We start from the raw sequence: 18180 nt of genomic DNA, 5'->3' as shown, positions 1-18180 counted from the left end.
GTAATAGAGGTGATAATGATCCAACAAAAAACGAACCTGGTTGAGGTTCGTGGCGTGAGTTTCTCACGTGGCGATCGCAAAATTTTCGACGATATTTCCCTTACGGTACCCAAAGGCAAAGTGACGGCGATCATGGGGCCGTCAGGGATCGGGAAAACAACGCTGCTGCGCTTGATTGGCGGGCAACTTCAGCCTGACAGCGGCGAGATCTGGTTCCGGGACGAGAACATTCCGACATTGTCGCGCACCCGATTGTATGAAGCGCGTAAAAAGATGAGCATGCTGTTTCAGTCCGGTGCACTTTTTACCGATTTAACCGTCTACGAAAATGTGGCCTGGCCGCTTCGTGAACACACACGGTTGCCGGCGGCGCTTCTGCACAGCACCGTCATGATGAAGCTGGAAGCCGTGGGGTTACGGGGTGCCGCGCAGTTGAAACCTGCGGAGCTTTCGGGCGGAATGGCGCGCAGGGTGGCCCTGGCTCGGGCTATTGCTCTGGAGCCTGAATTAATTATGTTCGATGAGCCGTTTGTAGGTCAGGATCCTATTACGATGGGCGTACTGGTTAAACTGATTGATGAGCTTAACCATGCACTGGGACTGACATGCATTGTGGTGTCGCATGACGTGCCTGAAGTGTTAAGTATTGCCGATTATGCTTATATCGTGGCGGGACAAAAAATTATCGCGCACGGGACCACGCCCGATTTGCGTGCCAACAATGACCCACGCGTGCGCCAGTTTATCGACGGCATTGCGGACGGGCCCGTACCGTTTCGTTTTCCGGCGGGCGATTATTTGGCCGATTTAACCGGGTCAGGGAGAAGCTAAGCTGATGTTGTTAAAAGCACTGGCGTCATTAGGACGTCGGGGGATTGGAACCTGCGCCAGCTTTGGGCGTGCCGGATTGATGCTTTTTCATGCGCTGGTCGGTAAACCCGCGTTTCGCAAACACTTCCCGCTGTTAGTCAAACAACTCTACAGCATTGGCGTCCTGTCTTTGGTGATCATTGTGGTCTCCGGGTTATTTATCGGCATGGTGCTGGGGTTGCAGGGCTATCTGGTATTAAACACCTATGGTGCAGAAACCAGCCTGGGCATGTTGGTGGCACTGTCATTGCTACGTGAACTGGGGCCGGTTGTCACAGCCCTGCTGTTTGCAGGTCGGGCAGGGTCGGCGTTAACGGCTGAGATTGGGCTGATGAAGGCCACGGAACAGCTGTCCAGCATGGAGATGATGGCGGTCGATCCTCTGCGCCGTGTTGTCTCACCACGTTTTTGGGCAGGTTTTATCAGCATGCCGCTGCTGGCACTCATCTTCACCGCCGTAGGGATTACCGGCGGCGCGCTGGTGGGCGTGAGCTGGAAAGGTATTGACCCTGGCTTCTTCTGGTCGGCGATGCAAAATGCCGTCGATTTTCGTAGCGATGTGGTTAACTGCATTATTAAAAGCGCCGTTTTTGCCGTCACGGTTACCTGGATCGCGCTGTTTAATGGTTACGATGCGATTCCGACCTCTGAAGGTATTAGTCGCGCCACGACGCGCACCGTGGTGCATGCATCACTGGCGGTCCTCGGTTTAGATTTTGTGCTGACAGCACTGATGTTTGGGAATTGATGCGATGCAAAGCAAAAAAAGCGAAATTTGGGTTGGCGTTTTTATGATCATGGCACTGTTAGCGGTGCTGTTCCTTTGCCTGCGCGTGGCGGATCTTAAATCGCTGGGGACAGAACCCACCTGGAAGCTGTATGCCACCTTCGATAATATCGGCGGCCTGAAAGTCAGTTCGCCTGTTAAAATTGGTGGTGTCGTGATTGGTCGGGTGACAGATATTTCACTTGAACCGAAAACATTACTGCCACGCGTCACGATGGATATCAGCGACAAGTATGCCAACCAGATTCCGGACACCAGTTCGCTGGCCATCCGTACTCAGGGCTTGCTGGGCGAGCAGTTTCTGTCGTTAAACGTTGGCTTTGACGATCCTGAGCTGGGCTCGGCGATGTTAAACGATGGTGGCACGATACGCGATACCAAGTCGGCGATGGTACTGGAGGACCTGATAGGCCAGTTCCTGTATAAAAGCGGCGACAACAAAGGTAACAAGCAAACCGGTGACAGTAAGGATGCGCAGGGTGGCGATACTGCCGCTCCCGCAGCCGCTCAACCTTAACAGAGGGATAACATGATGTTTAAACGTTTTCTGATGATTGCCATGCTGGCGATCGCGCCATTGGCGGCGACAGCAGCCGATCAAAGCAATCCTTATACGTTGATGAATGAAGCGGCTAATAAAACTTTTACCCGCCTGAAAAGCGAGCAGGCGAAAATCAAGCAGGATCCCAACTACCTGCGTGATATCGTCCGCCAGGAGCTGCTGCCATATGTGCAGATTAAATATGCGGGGGCGTTAGTCCTGGGCCGTTTCTATCGGGAAGCCACACCGGCACAGCGCGAAGCCTATTTTAAGGCTTTTGGTGATTATCTGGCTCAGGCCTATGGCCAGGCGTTAGCGCTTTATCACGGTCAGACTTACCAGATCGAACCTGCGAAACCGCTGGGCAATGCCAATATTGTCGCCATCCGTGTGACGATTATCGATCCTCAGGGCCGTCCGCCAGTGCGCCTGGATTTCCAGTGGCGTAAAAACAGCCAGACCGGTAACTGGCAGGCGTTCGATATGATCGCAGAAGGGGTTAGCATGATCACCACGAAACAAAATGAGTGGGGCGATCTGTTACGTACGAAAGGGATTGATGCACTGACTGCGCAACTTGAAGCGTCAGCGAAACAGCCAATCACACTGGATCAAAACAAATAATGCAGCCCTCACTGCACTGGAGCCGCGAGGCGAACACGCTACGGCTGGAAGGTGAGCTGGATCGTGACACGCTGCTGGATCTCTGGGAGCAGCGTGAAACGTTGATTAGCGGGGCGACGCTGATCGACGTTTCAGCTCTGGAACGGGTGGATACCTCAGGCCTGGCGCTGTTGGTCCACCTGCGGGAAATCGTCTCGCAGCAGGGCGGCGCGCTGCAGTTTGTTGGTATCGGTGACAAACTGCAGTCGTTGATCACCCTTTACAACCTGCAACAAATTATTGTTTCTGCGGATTAAAGCGCCTGTATTCGCCTTCTCAGCCTTAGCCCCGGTCGCCGACAGGGGCTTTTGCGTATTTAAGAATCAGGCACTTTCCTCTACTATGTCAGCCTTATTATTATTAAGTGAAGTTAAGAGCAATGGAAAACAGTGAAATTCAGGCTGTGCTGATGGCAGCACTGCCTTTAGAAGAAGTTCATGTCATGAGCAACGATGGCAGCCATTTCCAGGTGATCGCCGTGGGCGAACTGTTTGGTGAGTTAAGCCGCGTTAAGAAACAGCAGGCTGTTTATGCGCCGCTGATGGAATTCATTGCGGATAACCGCATTCATGCGGTATCCATCAAAACCTACACGCCTGCAGAGTGGGCGCGTGACCGTAAACTGAACGGTTTCTGATCCCCGCAAGGGCTGCGCCACCTGCGCGACCGTTTAATAGCCAGTTAATTGAGAACCGTGTTAATGGATAAATTTCGTGTGCAAGGCCCCACCCGTTTAAGTGGTGAAGTCACCATTTCCGGGGCGAAGAACGCCGCACTGCCAATTCTGTTTGCAGCTTTACTGGCCGAAGAGCCGGTTGAGATTACGAATGTGCCGAAGCTGCGTGACATCGACACCACTATGAAGCTGTTAACCCAGTTAGGTGCGAAGGTTGAGCGCAACGGTTCCGTTCACGTCGATGCCAGCGGCGTAGACGTTTTTTGTGCACCCTATGACCTTGTGAAAACTATGCGTGCCTCTATTTGGGCGCTTGGTCCGTTAGTGGCCCGTTTCGGTCAGGGCGAAGTCTCACTGCCTGGTGGTTGCGCCATCGGTGCGCGCCCGGTAGACCTGCATATCTCGGGTCTTGAGCAGTTGGGTGCGGAGATTAAGCTGGAAGAAGGCTATGTAAAAGCCTCAGTTAACGGTCGCCTGAAAGGGGCGCTGATCGTGATGGATAAAGTCAGCGTAGGCGCGACGGTGACCATTATGAGTGCCGCGACGCTGGCAACCGGGACCACGGTGATTGAGAACGCGGCGCGTGAACCTGAAATCGTGGATACCGCCAATTTCCTTAATACGCTGGGTGCAAAAATTTCGGGCGCAGGCACGGATAAAATCACCATTGAAGGCGTTGAGCGTCTGGGCGGTGGGGTTTATCGCGTCCTGCCAGACCGTATTGAGACCGGCACCTTCCTGGTGGCGGCTGCTATTTCGGGGGGGAAAGTGCTGTGCCGCAATGCGCAGCCTGACACCCTGGACGCGGTGCTGGCGAAACTGCGTGATGCCGGTGCAGACATTGAAACCGGTGAAGACTGGATCAGCCTGGATATGCACGGTAAGCGCCCTAAAGCGGTCAACGTGCGTACCGCTCCTCATCCGGGTTTCCCGACCGATATGCAGGCGCAGTTCACCCTGCTGAATTTGGTCGCGGAAGGCACGGGGCTAATCACCGAAACCATTTTTGAAAACCGTTTTATGCACATCCCTGAACTGATTCGTATGGGTGCTCACGCAGAAATTGAGAGCAATACCGCAATCTGTCACGGTGTGGAAACCTTGTCGGGCGCGCAGGTGATGGCGACGGATCTCCGTGCATCGGCAAGCCTGGTGCTGGCAGGGTGTATTGCGGAAGGCACAACGCTGGTCGATCGCATTTACCACATCGATCGGGGTTACGAGCATATCGAAGATAAGCTAAAAGCGATGGGCGCAAACATCGAGCGCGTCAGCGGCGAATAGTGTTTCGGACAAGCCTGTAAAAAACCAGCCTGGCATACGGGCTGGTTTTTTTTCGTCTGGCACTAACCCGATGTTAGTTTTTGGTCGTCTGATCGGACGATCGCACACGTTTTTTTCGATCCAGTAGGCTGTTCGTTTCAGGATCGTAATAGCGGCTTGGCCATATCTCTGATGGGTGGACATTGATCGCATCAGCAATCAGCCATTCCCCTTTTGGCCATGGCCGTGAAAGGGCGTTAGCCAGTGTTGATGAGCTTAATCCTGCCTGGCGGGACAATGCCGCCAGCGTTGTACCACGTTTGCGCAGTGCGGCAATAATATCGGCAGGATGCCAGTCCTCTGTCCTTTTTTGCATTACTGTTTTCTCCTTGTCAGTGCGAAGCGCGCGGGGGGATTCTGACGTGCTTTAAAATACATCTGGAAACTTATGGTGGTTTATATCAGAAAGTTTCCATAAGGTTCCAGTAATATTTCCGTAAGCAGACAGAACTGCGCGGCCTGACGCAAAAGGATGGTAATGACTGCAACAGCGGCGGGGGAAAGAAAGAAGACGAGGCCGTCAGGCCCCGTCAGCGATTAGAAATCGCGTTGAACCGACATGTGAGCCAGAGATTCCAGCGCTGTGCGCCATGGGGTTTCAGGCAGGATTTGTAATGCCGCGATGGCCTTATCCGCTTCCTGCTCAGCACGCTTGCGCGTCCATTCCAGAGAGCCGCACTGGTTCATCGCTTCCAGAACGGGAGCCAGTAAATGGCGGCCGTTCCCCTGTTCAATCGCCTCACGGATCATTTTAGCCTGTTCAGGCGATCCGTTGTTCATAGCATGAAGCAGAGGCAGCGTGGGTTTACCTTCGCTGAGATCGTCACCGGTATTTTTGCCCAGGGTTTCACCATCGGCACTGTAGTCCAGTAAGTCATCGATTAACTGGAAAGCCGTTCCCAAATAACGTCCGTAATCCTGCAGCGCTTTTTCCTGCGCTGGCGTCGCTTCCGCCAGGATCGCCGAGGCCTGAGAGGCGGCTTCAAATAAGCGCGCGGTTTTGCTGTATATCACCCGCATATAGCTCTCTTCGGTGATGTCGGGATCGTTGACGTTCATCAGCTGGAGCACTTCTCCTTCAGCGATCACGTTCACCGCCTCGGACATCAGCGCCAGAATGCGCAACGAGCCCATGCTGGTCATCATCTGGAAAGCGCGGGTATAAATAAAATCACCGACCAGTACGCTGGCCGCGTTACCAAATGCGGCGTTCGCGGTGGCTTTTCCACGGCGCATATCGGATTCATCCACGACATCGTCATGCAACAGCGTGGCGGTGTGGATAAATTCGATTAGCGCCGCGTTGGTCACGTGTAAATCGCCCTGGTAACCCATGGCGCGAGCAGACAGCACGGCAATCATGGGCCGGATGCGTTTACCGCCGCCACTGATGATGTAATAACCCAGCTGGTTGATGAGCGAGACATCTGAATTCAGCTGGTCGAGTATGGTCTGGTTAACGGCAGCCATGTCCTGTGCGGTTAATTCGTTAATCTGTTCTAAGTTCATTCGTCTTTTCAGCTATGACTCGTTTCTCTGCCATGGTAAGCGGTTTTACCCAGCCAGCGTTCAGTAATCTGTTACTGATTGTACTTGAATTTTCAGGTTGAGAAACGTTTGCATTGAGCCTGTGTTTTTTTTCTGCAAGAGTGTGCAAAGTACTCTTGTCTTCTGTTTGAGTTTTGCGTAGAATTCGCGCCCTATTGTGAATATTTAGCGCGCCGCCTGATGAACTAAAAGGCAAGCGCAGAAGCGGAGTTTTATATGTACGCGGTTTTCCAAAGTGGTGGTAAACAACACCGAGTAAGCGAAGGTCAGACCGTTCGCCTGGAAAAGCTGGACATCGCAACCGGTGAAACCATCGAGTTTGACCAGGTTCTGATGATTGCAAATGGCGAAGACGTGAAAATCGGCGCGCCACTGGTTTCAGGCGGTGTGATCAAGGCAGAAGTTGTTGCTCATGGTCGTGGCGAGAAAGTTAAAATCGTTAAGTTTCGTCGTCGTAAGCACTACCGTAAGCAAGCTGGCCATCGCCAGTGGTTCACTGATGTGAAAATCACTGGTATCACGGCGTAAGAGGAGATCTGACAAATGGCACATAAAAAGGCTGGTGGTTCGACTCGAAATGGTCGTGACTCCAATGCAAAACGTCTGGGTGTAAAACGTTTCGGTGGTGAATCTGTTCTGGCAGGTAGCATCATCGTTCGTCAGCGTGGTACCAAATTCCACGCCGGTAACAACGTAGGTTGTGGTCGTGACCACACTCTGTTTGCTACCGCAGACGGCAAAGTAAAATTCGAAGTTAAAGGTCCGAACAACCGTAAATACATCAGCATCGTTGCTGAGTAAGGTTGTCGTGACGCAGACGGCTACCGTCTGAACGCACGAATTGAAGGCCCCGCAACTCTTGCGGGGCTTTTTACATTCTGCGACCTGTCGCCAGACAGGCGACATAGCCTGGCTGCGTGTTGTACACTTTATGTACATGCTGGCGAGAGCCAGTTTTGATTTATCCGCCGCTGGTCAGCGCAGAACGACCCTGGCGGACCCGTTTGCAGCCTGTTGCAGACGATTGTGTGACGGAGAAAGAAAATGAAGTTTGTTGATGAAGCGACAATTTTGGTCGTCGCAGGTGATGGCGGTAATGGCTGTGTCAGTTTCCGCCGTGAAAAATATATCCCAAAAGGCGGCCCGGACGGCGGTGATGGTGGTGACGGCGGTGACGTATATTTAGTCGCTGACGAAAACCTTAACACCCTGATCGATTATCGTTTCGAAAAATCTTTCCGCGCTGAGCGTGGTCAGAATGGTCAGAGTCGCGACTGTACGGGTAAACGCGGCAAAGATATTACGATTAAAGTCCCCGTCGGAACCCGCGTTATTGACCAGGGAACGGGCGAGACACTGGGCGATATGACGCGTCACCAGCAGACGCTGATGGTGGCAAAAGGCGGCTGGCACGGTCTGGGTAACACCCGTTTTAAATCCTCGGTCAACCGTACCCCACGGCAGAAAACCATGGGCACCGCAGGCGAGAAACGTGACCTGCAACTGGAGCTGATGCTGCTGGCTGACGTGGGCATGCTGGGCTTACCGAATGCCGGTAAATCCACCTTTATCCGTGCGGTTTCCGCTGCCAAGCCGAAAGTGGCTGATTATCCTTTTACCACCCTGGTACCCAGCCTGGGCGTTGTACGTATGGACAGCGAGCAGAGCTTCGTCGTCGCCGATATTCCGGGGCTGATTGAAGGTGCTGCAGAAGGCGCCGGTCTGGGGATTCGCTTCCTGAAACATCTGGAACGCTGCCGTGTTCTGTTGCACCTGATTGACATCGCCCCGATTGACGAGAGCGATCCGGTTGAGAACGCCCGTATTATTCTGGGTGAGCTGGAAAAATACAGCAATAAGTTGTTCAACAAGCCGCGCTGGCTGGTGTTTAACAAAGTCGATCTGATTGATGAAGAAGAAGCACAGGCGCGCGCAAAAGCCATTGCTGAGGCGCTGGGCTGGGAAGAGAAGTACTATCTTATCTCGGCGGCCAGCCGTCAGGGCGTGACCGACCTGTGCTGGGATGTGATGAGCTTTATCAACGCCAATCCGAAAGAAGCGGACGTTGAAGAAAAACAGCCTGAGAAAGTGGAATTCATGTGGGACGACTACCACAAAGAAGCCCTCGAGAACGCGGCTGTTGAAGACGATGAAGAGTGGGATGACGACTGGGATGAAGATGACGACGAAGGCGTCGAAATCATTTATCAGCGTTAACACACTTTGCTGCCCCCTTCTGCCGGAATGGGGGCAGTTTTCTTTCCGGCCTGTCTTTGCCCGCTATCACGCCTTGCCGTTGATAACTCAAATGCCGCAGGCAGTGGACAAACCTCCTGCTACCCGCTTCGACGTATACGCCGAAATCCAGCGGGCAGGCGCTGGGTTCACCCGCGCAGCCCTGGCGTATGTCTGCCAGTTTCTTCATACAGCCTGTATCTCACTATGCTTTCCCTCCTTCGCATAAAAGCCTGAGGTTCGCTTACGTGGCTAACGTATCGCGGCTCACGGCGTGTTTAATGGCCCGTGGCGTCAGTCAGAGGAACGTCACTAACGCGATGGCAGTAAGAATAAAACAGTGAGGCAAAGGGGAAGGGCGAACGCCTGTCAGGCCAATAAAAAAGCGCAGCGGCGTTAATCCCACTGCGCTTTTATCGACATCAGTTAGTAGTTCTTGTTGATATCGCGATAGAGCCGACTTTCGAACCGCACCAGTGGAATACGGCGCGTGCGCTGATCTTCCGGCGGTACCGCATAGCCGGACAGGAACTGCACAAACGCAACGCGCGCCCCGCTGGACGTGGTGATAAAACCGGCAAGGTTGTAAACGCCCTGCAGTGAACCCGTTTTGGCAGAGACTTTGCCATCCAGACCGGCTTCATGGAGGCCGCCGCGATATTGCAGCGTGCCGTCATGACCCGCCAGGGGCAGCATGGAAATATAATCCAACTTGCTGTCATTTTGCGCAATGTACTGCAGCACCTGCATCATGGTGGCAGGAGAGATGAGATCGTGGCGCGACAAGCCGGAACCATCAACCTGGATACTGTTACCCAAATCGATATTCGCTTTTTCACGCAGGATACGGCGCACCGCGTCTGACCCGGCGCGGAAGGTGCCCGGCACATTAAAGTAATGATGGCCAATGGTGCGGAACACCGTGTCGGCGATCATATTGTCGGACTTCTTCAGCATCATATGCAGCAGCGTATGCAGCGGCGCAGACTGGGTTGAGGCCAGCACGGTGCCCGGCTCAGTGACCTGTGTCTGGCGCAGCAGATGTCCGCTGTAATCAATACCGGCGGAACGCAGTTCAGATTTCAGAATCTCGCCGGCCCAGGCGGCACCATCCTGAACGGCAAAGGCCAGCGGAAGGGGATCGCTACGCTGACGCAGACAGCCGGTCAGGGTATAGCGGTTCAGCTCACCTGGCACCACATCCAGTTCGCAATACTGACCCTCGCCACTGTTGCGCCCAATGGTGCGCACCTGGCTCAGCATGTGCGCCGGATAATAAGAGGCGATGCGCACGAAGGCGTTTTCGCCGGGCTTATCCGCACTGTAGAGCGACACGGAGAAACAGTTTTTATCGACGATAGCCGCAGCGGGCGGTGCGCTAAAGCACTGCGTCATATCGTTCCACGGCCAACCCGGCGCCGCATCATGGCTGGCAAACACCGAGGTATCAATGACCAGATTGCCTTTGATATGCGTGATGCCTTGTTTTTTTAAGGCTGCGACCATATTACGCAGATCCTGGCGGCCCAGCGTGGGATCGCCAGCGAAACGGGCAACAAGATCGCCATTCAGTGTGCCATCGATCAGCGCACCTTTGGTCTCAAAGGTCGTTTGAAAACGATAATCACCGCCCAGTTCCAGTAATGCCGCCAGCGCGGTGATAACTTTCATGGTACTGGCGGGAAGCGCCATCTGTTTCCCGTGGTAATCAATGATCGGCGTAGTTGCGCCCACTTTTTGCACCAGTAAAGCCAGGTTGGCACCATCTGGCAGATACTGCATGTATTCATCAACGGGTGCTGCTTGTGCCTGCAGCATAAACGCACAGGTTAATCCGGTAACAAGTCGTGAAAATCGCATAATCTCGCGGCAACTGACAGGTGAAGGCGACAATACTACGTCCCTGGACGGTGCAAAGTAAACGATGACCCGCAGGGAACTCTGGGGTAAAATACGTATCAAATTGCAAAACCTTTTCTGGCCTGGAACATTTCCGGGTCAGTCTTCTTTTATTTGCAAAATGAGGCATGGCGCCGCAGAACGCTTTTTTCTGCAGTCACCGGTCAGGATGCACCGTGAAACAGGATTGATGACGAGGAGCTAAAATGAACCAGATTCCGATGACGTTAAGAGGCGCTGAAAGGCTGCGCGAAGAGCTGCATGAGCTGAAAACGGTGAAACGCCCGCGCATTATTGCCTCCATCGCGGAGGCCCGCGAGCACGGCGATTTGAAAGAGAATGCCGAATACCACGCTGCGCGTGAAGAACAGGGGTTCTGTGAGGGACGCATTCAGGAGATTGAGGCCAAACTCTCAAATGCGCAGGTTATCGACGTCACCCAAATGCCTAAAACCGGCCGCGTCATTTTTGGCGCGACGGTGACGGTCCTGAATGTGGATACGGATGAAGAGTTTACGTACCGCATCGTAGGTGACGATGAAGCAGACTTTAAGCAAAATCTGATTTCTGTTAACTCGCCAATGGCGCGTGGCCTGGTGGGTAAAGAAGCCGATGACGTGGCGATTATCAAAACGCCGGGCGGCGATGTGGAGTACGAAATCCTGAAGGTGGAATACATCTGACAGGTGGCAACCTTTTGTAACGGGTTGCAGTACAATGTAAAGAAAGGAAAAAGGCCGCGCTGCGGCCTTTTATCCCATGTAAGAGCATGGCACTTTCTTTGCCCACTTAACGTGGCAGAGAAATCTTGCTCTCTTTAGCGGGGCGATACAGCACCAGCGTTTTACCTATCAACTGAACGTTGACGGCGCCAGTTTCACGTACGATAGCGTCGACGATCAGCTGCCGGGTCTCACGATCTTCAGAGGCGACTTTCACCTTGATTAACTCGTGGTGTCCCAGCGCGTGTTCGATCTCTGCCAGCACACCTTCGGTCAGGCCATTGCCTCCGAGCATGACGACTGGCTTGAGCGGATGGGCGAGGCTTTTCAGGTGCTGTTTTTGTTTGGTACTTAGATTCATCGTATTATTTACTTACTCGGGGATTGAAAACGGTTCATTCTACCGCCATCTCGGGTATATCGCCAAATCGACGCAACCTACTGCGTGCAGATTTATCGCTACGATGACGATTTAGTTGGAAATTTTATGACCGGTAAAAAGCGTTCAGCCAGCTCCAGCCGCTGGCTACAGGAACACTTTAGCGATAAATACGTGCTCCAGGCACAGAAAAAAGGGTTGCGTTCGCGCGCCTGGTTTAAACTTGATGAAATACAACAGGGTGACAAGCTTTTCAAACCCGGTATGACCGTGGTAGATCTGGGTGCTGCACCCGGTGGCTGGTCGCAATATGTGGTACAGCAAATTGGGTCCAAAGGGCGTGTCATTGCATGTGATATCCTGCCTATGGATCCTATTGTTGGTGTCGATTTTCTTCAAGGCGATTTTCGTGAAGAATCGGTGATTAACGCGTTGCTTGAGCGTGTGGGCGATCAGAAAGTCCAGGTCGTCATGTCTGATATGGCACCGAATATGAGTGGTACACCTGCCGTAGATATTCCCCGGTCGATGTATTTGGTTGAGCTGGCGTTAGAGATGTGTCGTGACATTTTGGCTCCCGGCGGGAGTTTTGTAGTGAAAGTGTTTCAGGGGGATGGCTTTGATGAATACCTGCGGGAAATTCGATCCCTGTTCACGAAAGTGAAAATACGTAAGCCTGATGCTTCACGTTCACGTTCACGTGAAGTTTATATTGTGGCGACTGGGCGCAAGCTGTAGCCAACGTGGTGGATCATCCAGCCTTCCCGCTGCGATTCCATGTACGAAGGATCTATAGTACCCTACGCTATCTGTTAACACCGTTGTAATATGAGGTTAATCCCTTGAGTGACATGGCGAAAAACCTGATTCTCTGGCTAGTCATCGCGGTTGTACTGATGTCAGTCTTCCAGAGCTTTGGGCCCAGCGAGTCAAATGGCCGTAGGGTTGATTATTCAACCTTCCTGTCGGAAGTGAACCAGGATCAGGTCCGCGAGGCACGTATTAACGGGCGTGAAATTAACGTAACCAAAAAAGACAGTAATAAATACACCACCTACATTCCTGTCAATGATCCCAAGTTACTCGATAACCTGTTGACCAAGAACGTTAAAGTGGTTGGTGAGCCGCCTGAAGAGCCGAGCCTGCTGGCGTCGATCTTCATTTCCTGGTTCCCAATGTTACTGCTGATTGGTGTGTGGATTTTCTTCATGCGGCAAATGCAGGGCGGTGGCGGCAAAGGCGCAATGTCCTTTGGTAAGAGCAAAGCCCGCATGCTAACGGAAGATCAGATTAAAACCACTTTTGCTGACGTAGCAGGCTGTGACGAAGCGAAAGAGGAAGTCGGTGAGCTGGTCGAATACCTGCGTGAACCGAGCCGTTTCCAGAAGCTGGGGGGTAAAATCCCGAAAGGCGTTCTGATGGTCGGCCCGCCGGGTACCGGTAAAACCCTGCTGGCGAAAGCCATTGCCGGTGAGGCGAAAGTACCGTTCTTTACCATTTCAGGTTCTGACTTTGTTGAAATGTTCGTCGGTGTGGGTGCGTCTCGCGTCCGTGACATGTTTGAACAGGCTAAGAAAGCGGCACCGTGCATTATCTTCATCGATGAGATCGATGCCGTTGGTCGCCAGCGTGGTGCCGGTTTAGGGGGAGGGCACGATGAGCGTGAACAAACTCTGAACCAGATGCTGGTTGAAATGGATGGCTTTGAAGGTAACGAAGGCATCATCGTGATTGCCGCGACCAACCGTCCAGACGTACTTGACCCTGCGCTGCTGCGCCCTGGCCGCTTTGACCGACAGGTTGTCGTGGGCTTGCCAGACGTACGTGGTCGTGAGCAGATTCTGAAAGTGCATATGCGTCGTGTACCCCTGGCAACCGACATTGATGCGGCCATCATTGCGCGCGGTACGCCAGGCTTCTCCGGTGCCGATCTGGCGAACCTGGTGAACGAAGCGGCGCTGTTTGCTGCACGCAGCAATAAACGCGTTGTGTCGATGGTGGAATTCGAAAAAGCCAAAGACAAAATCATGATGGGTGCAGAGCGCCGTTCCATGGTGATGACCGAAGCACAGAAAGAGTCTACGGCTTACCATGAGGCCGGCCACGCGATTATTGGTCGTCTGGTGCCGGAACACGATCCGGTGCACAAAGTGACCATTATTCCGCGCGGTCGTGCATTAGGTGTGACCTTCTTCCTGCCTGAAGGTGATGCGATTAGCGCAAGCCGTCAGAAGCTGGAAAGTCAGATTTCGACCCTGTACGGCGGTCGTCTGGCGGAAGAGATCATCTACGGTGCAGAACATGTCTCTACCGGTGCCTCTAACGATATCAAAGTGGCAACCAACCTGGCCCGTAACATGGTTACCCAGTGGGGCTTCTCTGAGAAACTGGGCCCGCTGCTGTATGCTGAAGAAGACGGTGAAGTGTTCCTGGGCCGTTCAGTGGCAAAAGCCAAGCATATGTCAGATGAAACTGCCCGTATTATCGACCAGGAAGTTAAACACCTGATCGATACGAACTATCAGCGCGCTCGCCAGATTCTGGGCGAAAACATGGACATTCTTCACGCGATGAAAGATGCGCTGATGAAGTATGAAACCATTGATGCACCGCAGATTGACGACCTGATGGCACGCCGTGAAGTGCGTCCGCCAGCAGGCTGGGAAGATCCGGGCAGCAGCAATTCAGACAGTAATGGTACGCCAAAGGCCCCGCGTCCGGTCGATGAACCGCGTACGCCGAATCCAGGCAATACCATGTCAGAACAGTTCGACAAATAAGACGTCAGGTCTTTTAATAAAACCCCGGCTGGTCCGGGGTTTTTTACATTTATACATTGAGCCACAAGGAGTTTTTCACCATGAAACTGTTCGCCCGTGATTCCCATCTCGATTTGTCATTTCCACATGTGATGGGCATTCTCAACGTCACGCCGGACTCTTTTTCCGATGGTGGTAAACACAATGCGCTGGTCGATGCGTTAACGCACACTAACGAGATGGTGAACGCTGGCGCAACAATCATTGACGTGGGGGGCGAGTCCACGCGTCCGGGCGCTGATGAAGTGAGCGTTGAGGAGGAGCTTGAACGGGTGATTCCGGTGGTCGAAGCTATCGCTCAACGCTTTGAGGTATGGATATCAGTCGATACGTCCAAAGCCGACGTGATTCGTGAAGCCGCCAGCGCAGGGGCTCACATTATCAATGATGTGCGCTCGCTGTCTGAGCCTGGCGCGTTGGCAGCGGCAGCGGCAACGGGCTTACCGGTTTGTCTGATGCATATGCAGGGCGAACCGCGTACGATGCAGCAGGCACCAGCCTATAAGGATATTGTAAGCGAAGTGGACACTTACTTCGTTGAACAACTGGCCCGCTGCGAAGCCGCAGGCATAAAAAAAGAGAATCTGTTACTCGACCCGGGCTTCGGTTTCGGTAAGAATCTCAGCCACAATTATGAACTGCTGGCCCACCTCAGTAAATTTCACCGTTTTGCGCTGCCGCTGTTGGTTGGCATGTCACGCAAATCAATGATTGGACAACTGCTGAATGTGGGACCTTCCCAGCGCCTGACGGGCAGCCTGGCCTGTGCGGTTATTGCCGCCATGCAGGGCGCGCACATTATTCGCGCCCACGATGTAAAAGAAACCGTCGAAGCGATGCGGGTGGTTGAAGCGACACAAAGAGCGAAAGGATGAAGAGCATGAGCGAACGTAAATATTTCGGTACCGATGGGATTCGCGGCAAAGTCGGTGAGTCACCGATTACCCCTGACTTTGTATTAAAGCTCGGCTGGGCGGCGGGTAAAGTGCTGGCCCGTCACGGCTCCAAAAAAATTATCATTGGTAAAGACACGCGCATTTCAGGCTATATGCTGGAATCCGCGCTGGAAGCCGGTCTCGCAGCCGCAGGGCTGTCTGCGGCGTTTACCGGCCCAATGCCCACGCCCGCTATTGCCTATCTGACCCGCACGTTCCGTGCCGAAGCCGGCATCGTGATTTCCGCGTCGCACAATCCGTTTGATGATAACGGCATTAAGTTTTTCTCCGCCGAAGGGACGAAACTGCCCGATGACGTGGAAGAGGCGATCGAACTGGAAATGGAAAAACCGCTTACCTGCGTGGAATCCGCCCAGCTGGGGCGTGCCAGCCGTATTGTTGACGCGGCCGGGCGTTACATTGAATTTTGTAAAGGTACGTTCCCCAGCGAACTCAGCCTCAGTGGCCTGAAAATTGTCGTCGACTGTGCAAACGGTGCCACTTATCACATTGCGCCTAATGTCCTGCGTGAACTCGGTGCGACGGTGATTGCAGTTGGCGTCCAGCCTGATGGCATGAACATTAATAAAGCATGCGGCGCGACCGATCTCAGGATGCTGCAGGAACGCGTACTGGCTGAAAAAGCGGACATCGGTCTGGCCTATGACGGTGACGGCGATCGCATCATGATGGTCGACCACCTTGGCAAGAAAGTGGATGGGGACCAGATTCTGTATATCATCGCCCGCGAAGGTCTGCGTCAGGGACAGTTGCGCGGTGGTGTGGTCGGCACGCTGATGAGCAACATGGGGCTGGAGCTGGCGCTGAAACAGCTGGGTATTCCGTTTGTTCGTGCAAAAGTGGGCGACCGCTATGTACTGGAAAAAATGCAGGAAAAAGGCTGGCGCCTGGGAGCGGAAAACTCCGGTCATGTGATCCTGCTGGATAAGATCGCTACGGGTGACGGCATCGTTGCAAGTTTGCAAGTACTTACAGCTATGGTTCGTAACCATATGAGCCTGCACGATCTCTGCACCGGCATGAAAATGCTGCCTCAGGTGCTGGTAAATGTCCGCTTCGCCGGCGAGCACGATCCGCTGGAAAGCGATGCCGTTAAAGCGGTAGCCGAGGACGTGGAAAAAGCCCTGGCCGGAAAAGGACGCGTGCTGCTGCGTAAATCGGGCACGGAACCGCTAATCCGCGTAATGGTAGAGGGTGAGGATGAAACCCAGGTGACGGCGCTGGCGAATCGAATTGCCGATGCGGTTAAAGCCGTCTGAGGCAGCTGGCAGGCGGGGACATCGCAGTGAACCTGCCTGCAAAATCATCGCACTGGCGCTTTTTTCTGCAATCAGCGTGCCGCATGTAAATTGCACTTGCAGAGGTATGCGCCATTGGTTAGTATTCACACCCGCTTCTGATGGGTGATGAAGAAACTCCCCGTCAAATTGGTTGAAGCTTTAACTGTGCGGATTACGCGCAAGGAAACAGGTTGATTATGTACGAAGCTCTGTTAGTTGTTTTCCTTATTGTAGCAATTGGCCTTGTGGGTCTTATCATGCTGCAGCAAGGCAAAGGCGCTGATATGGGTGCATCATTCGGTGCAGGCGCGTCAGGTACGCTGTTCGGTTCAACCGGGTCAGGTAATTTCATGACTCGCATGACCGCCGTACTGGCTACGCTGTTTTTCGTCATCAGCTTGATTCTGGGTAACCTGAACAGTAATAAAACAGCCAAAGGAAGTGAGTGGGATAACCTCACTGCGCCAGCTCAGTCTCAACAGCAGACTCAGCCAGCTAAACCGGCTACGCCGGGCAACGATATCCCGCATTAATAGCGTTAAGCGTCATAAGCGGCAGTTCAGCGTCGCAGTCAGTGCAGTACCGAGGTGGTGAAATTGGTAGACACGCTACCTTGAGGTGGTAGTGCTCGAAAGGGCTTACGGGTTCAAGTCCCGTCCTCGGTACCAAATCTTAGTTAGACTTGCATTTTATGCATGATCGGCGTAACATTCGCCACGTTTTCGGACGCGGGGTGGAGCAGCCTGGTAGCTCGTCGGGCTCATAACCCGAAGGTCGTCGGTTCAAATCCGGCCCCCGCAACCACTTTCCCTTAGAGTTCTTTTTCAAATATACTGTATGCATCGACGGGCGCATTAGCAGCGAATTTTGAAAAAAATTCTTTTGGATGGGCGTCCGGGCCGCAATGCGGCATACAGGGTCCAGTGATAAAAAGCCCCGACTATTCGGGGTTTTTTGTTATTAGCGAATCGTAATACTGGGCTATAGGCCCTTTTTTTATGTCTTGGGGGTGGGCTTGTCCACATTAGAGCAAAAATTGACAGAGTTGGTATCTGCTCCGGTAGAAGCGCTCGGCTACGAACTGGTCGGAATTGAATTCGTTCGTGGTCGCACATCAACCCTGCGCATCTATATTGACAGTGAAGATGGCATCAATGTTGACGATTGCGCGGACGTCAGCCACCAGGTGAGTGCCGTGATGGATGTGGAAGATCCCATCACCGTCCCTTACCACCTTGAAGTGTCCTCACCGGGGCTCGACCGTCCTCTGTTCACTGCAGAACATTATGCACGCTTTACCGGCGATGAGGTGAGCCTGGTGCTGCGTATGGCCGTTCAAAACCGCCGTAAATGGCAGGGAATCATCAAGTCTGTAGAAGGCGAGATGATAACGGTAAACGTTGAGGGTAATGACGAGGTGTTCGCGCTGAGTAATATTCAGAAAGCGAACCTGGTCCCCCACTTTTAAAAGTCCGGATTGAG

21 protein-coding genes and 2 tRNA genes are annotated in these 18180 nt (G+C 53.2%); 19 read left to right on the top strand and 4 right to left on the bottom strand.

The window, feature by feature from the left end; all coding sequences use genetic code 11:
* The first annotated feature begins 15 nt into the window (after nucleotides 1-15).
* From mlaF to murA, 7 genes are all read left to right on the top strand, one after another.
* Nucleotides 16-831: a phospholipid ABC transporter ATP-binding protein MlaF gene (mlaF, locus tag C7433_RS08325; protein ID WP_006121741.1), complete on the top strand. Its 816-nt coding sequence runs from the start codon at nucleotides 16-18 to the stop codon at nucleotides 829-831.
* 4 nt (nucleotides 832-835) lie between these two features.
* Nucleotides 836-1618: a lipid asymmetry maintenance ABC transporter permease subunit MlaE gene (gene mlaE, locus C7433_RS08320; RefSeq protein WP_006121742.1), complete on the top strand. Its 783-nt coding sequence runs from the start codon at nucleotides 836-838 to the stop codon at nucleotides 1616-1618.
* Nucleotides 1619-1622: 4 nt separating this feature from the next.
* The gene (gene mlaD / locus C7433_RS08315; protein WP_006121743.1) at nucleotides 1623-2174 is read left to right on the top strand and encodes an outer membrane lipid asymmetry maintenance protein MlaD; all 552 of its coding nucleotides are present in this window, start codon (nucleotides 1623-1625) and stop codon (nucleotides 2172-2174) included.
* A 15-nt stretch (nucleotides 2175-2189) separates the two neighbouring features.
* Nucleotides 2190-2822 (top strand): phospholipid-binding protein MlaC, encoded by a 633-nt coding sequence (gene mlaC / locus C7433_RS08310; protein WP_006121744.1) that lies wholly within the window; start codon nucleotides 2190-2192, stop codon nucleotides 2820-2822.
* A complete protein-coding gene (gene mlaB / locus C7433_RS08305; RefSeq protein ID WP_006121745.1) occupies nucleotides 2822-3118 on the top strand; it encodes a lipid asymmetry maintenance protein MlaB in 297 nt (98 codons plus the stop codon). The genes mlaC and mlaB overlap by 1 nt, the downstream gene beginning before the upstream one ends.
* A gap of 122 nt (nucleotides 3119-3240) precedes the next feature.
* A complete protein-coding gene (gene ibaG / locus C7433_RS08300) occupies nucleotides 3241-3498 on the top strand; it encodes a BolA family iron metabolism protein IbaG (RefSeq protein WP_006121746.1) in 258 nt (85 codons plus the stop codon).
* A gap of 63 nt (nucleotides 3499-3561) precedes the next feature.
* A complete protein-coding gene (murA, locus tag C7433_RS08295) occupies nucleotides 3562-4821 on the top strand; it encodes a UDP-N-acetylglucosamine 1-carboxyvinyltransferase (RefSeq protein WP_006121747.1) in 1260 nt (419 codons plus the stop codon).
* A gap of 73 nt (nucleotides 4822-4894) precedes the next feature.
* On the opposite strand, the gene C7433_RS08290 is transcribed toward murA, so the two are convergent.
* Both C7433_RS08290 and ispB read right to left on the bottom strand, forming a co-directional pair.
* Nucleotides 4895-5176: a helix-turn-helix transcriptional regulator gene (locus C7433_RS08290; protein WP_006121748.1), complete on the bottom strand. Its 282-nt coding sequence runs from the start codon at nucleotides 5174-5176 to the stop codon at nucleotides 4895-4897.
* 221 nt (nucleotides 5177-5397) lie between these two features.
* On the bottom strand, nucleotides 5398-6369 hold the full coding sequence (gene ispB, locus C7433_RS08285; protein WP_006121749.1) for an octaprenyl diphosphate synthase: 972 nt from the start codon (nucleotides 6367-6369) through the stop codon (nucleotides 5398-5400).
* Between the two features lie 255 nt (nucleotides 6370-6624).
* Between ispB and rplU the strand changes: the two genes are divergently transcribed.
* The 3 genes from rplU (at nucleotide 6625) to cgtA (ending at nucleotide 8625) form a co-directional block, all read left to right on the top strand.
* Nucleotides 6625-6936 carry a 50S ribosomal protein L21 gene (gene rplU / locus C7433_RS08280; RefSeq protein WP_006121750.1) on the top strand — a complete coding sequence of 104 codons (312 nt, stop codon included), beginning with the start codon at nucleotides 6625-6627 and terminating at the stop codon, nucleotides 6934-6936.
* Between the two features lie 15 nt (nucleotides 6937-6951).
* Entirely contained in the window at nucleotides 6952-7209 is a 258-nt protein-coding gene (gene rpmA / locus C7433_RS08275) for a 50S ribosomal protein L27 (protein WP_006121751.1), read from the top strand.
* Between the two features lie 243 nt (nucleotides 7210-7452).
* Nucleotides 7453-8625, top strand: a complete 1173-nt coding sequence (gene cgtA / locus C7433_RS08270; protein WP_110267948.1) for an Obg family GTPase CgtA — start codon at nucleotides 7453-7455, stop codon at nucleotides 8623-8625.
* A gap of 444 nt (nucleotides 8626-9069) precedes the next feature.
* On the opposite strand, the gene dacB is transcribed toward cgtA, so the two are convergent.
* The gene (gene dacB, locus C7433_RS08260) at nucleotides 9070-10503 is read right to left on the bottom strand and encodes a serine-type D-Ala-D-Ala carboxypeptidase (RefSeq protein ID WP_033739262.1); all 1434 of its coding nucleotides are present in this window, start codon (nucleotides 10501-10503) and stop codon (nucleotides 9070-9072) included.
* Between the two features lie 245 nt (nucleotides 10504-10748).
* Here dacB and greA point away from each other — a divergent pair, with 245 nt between their 5' ends.
* Nucleotides 10749-11225 (top strand): transcription elongation factor GreA, encoded by a 477-nt coding sequence (gene greA, locus C7433_RS08250; protein ID WP_006121754.1) that lies wholly within the window; start codon nucleotides 10749-10751, stop codon nucleotides 11223-11225.
* Between the two features lie 106 nt (nucleotides 11226-11331).
* Here the strand turns inward: greA and yhbY are convergent, their stop codons facing one another.
* Nucleotides 11332-11625 carry a ribosome assembly RNA-binding protein YhbY gene (gene yhbY / locus C7433_RS08245; RefSeq protein ID WP_006121755.1) on the bottom strand — a complete coding sequence of 98 codons (294 nt, stop codon included), beginning with the start codon at nucleotides 11623-11625 and terminating at the stop codon, nucleotides 11332-11334.
* Between the two features lie 126 nt (nucleotides 11626-11751).
* Between yhbY and rlmE the strand changes: the two genes are divergently transcribed.
* The 8 genes from rlmE (at nucleotide 11752) to rimP (ending at nucleotide 18166) form a co-directional block, all read left to right on the top strand.
* Complete coding sequence (gene rlmE, locus C7433_RS08240; RefSeq protein WP_006121756.1) at nucleotides 11752-12381, top strand: 23S rRNA (uridine(2552)-2'-O)-methyltransferase RlmE; 630 nt, start codon at nucleotides 11752-11754, stop codon at nucleotides 12379-12381.
* Between the two features lie 113 nt (nucleotides 12382-12494).
* Nucleotides 12495-14423, top strand: a complete 1929-nt coding sequence (gene ftsH / locus C7433_RS08235) for an ATP-dependent zinc metalloprotease FtsH (RefSeq protein ID WP_033739186.1) — start codon at nucleotides 12495-12497, stop codon at nucleotides 14421-14423.
* A gap of 80 nt (nucleotides 14424-14503) precedes the next feature.
* Nucleotides 14504-15337: a dihydropteroate synthase gene (folP, locus tag C7433_RS08230; protein ID WP_006121758.1), complete on the top strand. Its 834-nt coding sequence runs from the start codon at nucleotides 14504-14506 to the stop codon at nucleotides 15335-15337.
* 5 nt (nucleotides 15338-15342) lie between these two features.
* Nucleotides 15343-16677: a phosphoglucosamine mutase gene (gene glmM / locus C7433_RS08225; RefSeq protein ID WP_033739188.1), complete on the top strand. Its 1335-nt coding sequence runs from the start codon at nucleotides 15343-15345 to the stop codon at nucleotides 16675-16677.
* Nucleotides 16678-16895: 218 nt separating this feature from the next.
* Entirely contained in the window at nucleotides 16896-17231 is a 336-nt protein-coding gene (secG, locus tag C7433_RS08220; protein ID WP_006121760.1) for a preprotein translocase subunit SecG, read from the top strand.
* Nucleotides 17232-17279: 48 nt separating this feature from the next.
* Nucleotides 17280-17366: transfer RNA gene (locus tag C7433_RS08215), tRNA-Leu, on the top strand.
* Nucleotides 17367-17425: 59 nt separating this feature from the next.
* A tRNA-Met gene (locus C7433_RS08210) sits at nucleotides 17426-17502 on the top strand.
* Between the two features lie 211 nt (nucleotides 17503-17713).
* Nucleotides 17714-18166 (top strand): ribosome maturation factor RimP, encoded by a 453-nt coding sequence (rimP, locus tag C7433_RS08205; RefSeq protein WP_006121761.1) that lies wholly within the window; start codon nucleotides 17714-17716, stop codon nucleotides 18164-18166.
* Nucleotides 18167-18180 lie beyond the last annotated feature (14 nt).

The sequence above is a fragment of the Pantoea sp. PNA 03-3 genome (assembly GCF_003201175.1).
GTDB classification, from domain to species: domain Bacteria; phylum Pseudomonadota; class Gammaproteobacteria; order Enterobacterales; family Enterobacteriaceae; genus Pantoea; species Pantoea stewartii.
This window is presented reverse-complemented; position numbering and strand designations above follow the sequence as displayed.

Coding starts and splice junctions, on each gene's coding strand:
- yhbY (WP_006121755.1), bottom strand. CDS start 11,625: ATGAATCTAAGTACCAAACAAAAACAGCACCTGAAAAGCCTCGCCCAT.
- ftsH (WP_033739186.1), top strand. CDS start 12,495: ATGGCGAAAAACCTGATTCTCTGGCTAGTCATCGCGGTTGTACTGATG.
- ibaG (WP_006121746.1), top strand. CDS start 3,241: ATGGAAAACAGTGAAATTCAGGCTGTGCTGATGGCAGCACTGCCTTTA.
- mlaB (WP_006121745.1), top strand. CDS start 2,822: ATGCAGCCCTCACTGCACTGGAGCCGCGAGGCGAACACGCTACGGCTG.
- mlaE (WP_006121742.1), top strand. CDS start 836: ATGTTGTTAAAAGCACTGGCGTCATTAGGACGTCGGGGGATTGGAACC.
- dacB (WP_033739262.1), bottom strand. CDS start 10,503: ATGCGATTTTCACGACTTGTTACCGGATTAACCTGTGCGTTTATGCTG.
- rpmA (WP_006121751.1), top strand. CDS start 6,952: ATGGCACATAAAAAGGCTGGTGGTTCGACTCGAAATGGTCGTGACTCC.
- mlaF (WP_006121741.1), top strand. CDS start 16: ATGATCCAACAAAAAACGAACCTGGTTGAGGTTCGTGGCGTGAGTTTC.
- folP (WP_006121758.1), top strand. CDS start 14,504: ATGAAACTGTTCGCCCGTGATTCCCATCTCGATTTGTCATTTCCACAT.
- rplU (WP_006121750.1), top strand. CDS start 6,625: ATGTACGCGGTTTTCCAAAGTGGTGGTAAACAACACCGAGTAAGCGAA.
- greA (WP_006121754.1), top strand. CDS start 10,749: ATGAACCAGATTCCGATGACGTTAAGAGGCGCTGAAAGGCTGCGCGAA.
- mlaC (WP_006121744.1), top strand. CDS start 2,190: ATGTTTAAACGTTTTCTGATGATTGCCATGCTGGCGATCGCGCCATTG.
- C7433_RS08290 (WP_006121748.1), bottom strand. CDS start 5,176: ATGCAAAAAAGGACAGAGGACTGGCATCCTGCCGATATTATTGCCGCA.
- ispB (WP_006121749.1), bottom strand. CDS start 6,369: ATGAACTTAGAACAGATTAACGAATTAACCGCACAGGACATGGCTGCC.
- murA (WP_006121747.1), top strand. CDS start 3,562: ATGGATAAATTTCGTGTGCAAGGCCCCACCCGTTTAAGTGGTGAAGTC.
- mlaD (WP_006121743.1), top strand. CDS start 1,623: ATGCAAAGCAAAAAAAGCGAAATTTGGGTTGGCGTTTTTATGATCATG.
- cgtA (WP_110267948.1), top strand. CDS start 7,453: ATGAAGTTTGTTGATGAAGCGACAATTTTGGTCGTCGCAGGTGATGGC.
- rlmE (WP_006121756.1), top strand. CDS start 11,752: ATGACCGGTAAAAAGCGTTCAGCCAGCTCCAGCCGCTGGCTACAGGAA.
- secG (WP_006121760.1), top strand. CDS start 16,896: ATGTACGAAGCTCTGTTAGTTGTTTTCCTTATTGTAGCAATTGGCCTT.
- glmM (WP_033739188.1), top strand. CDS start 15,343: ATGAGCGAACGTAAATATTTCGGTACCGATGGGATTCGCGGCAAAGTC.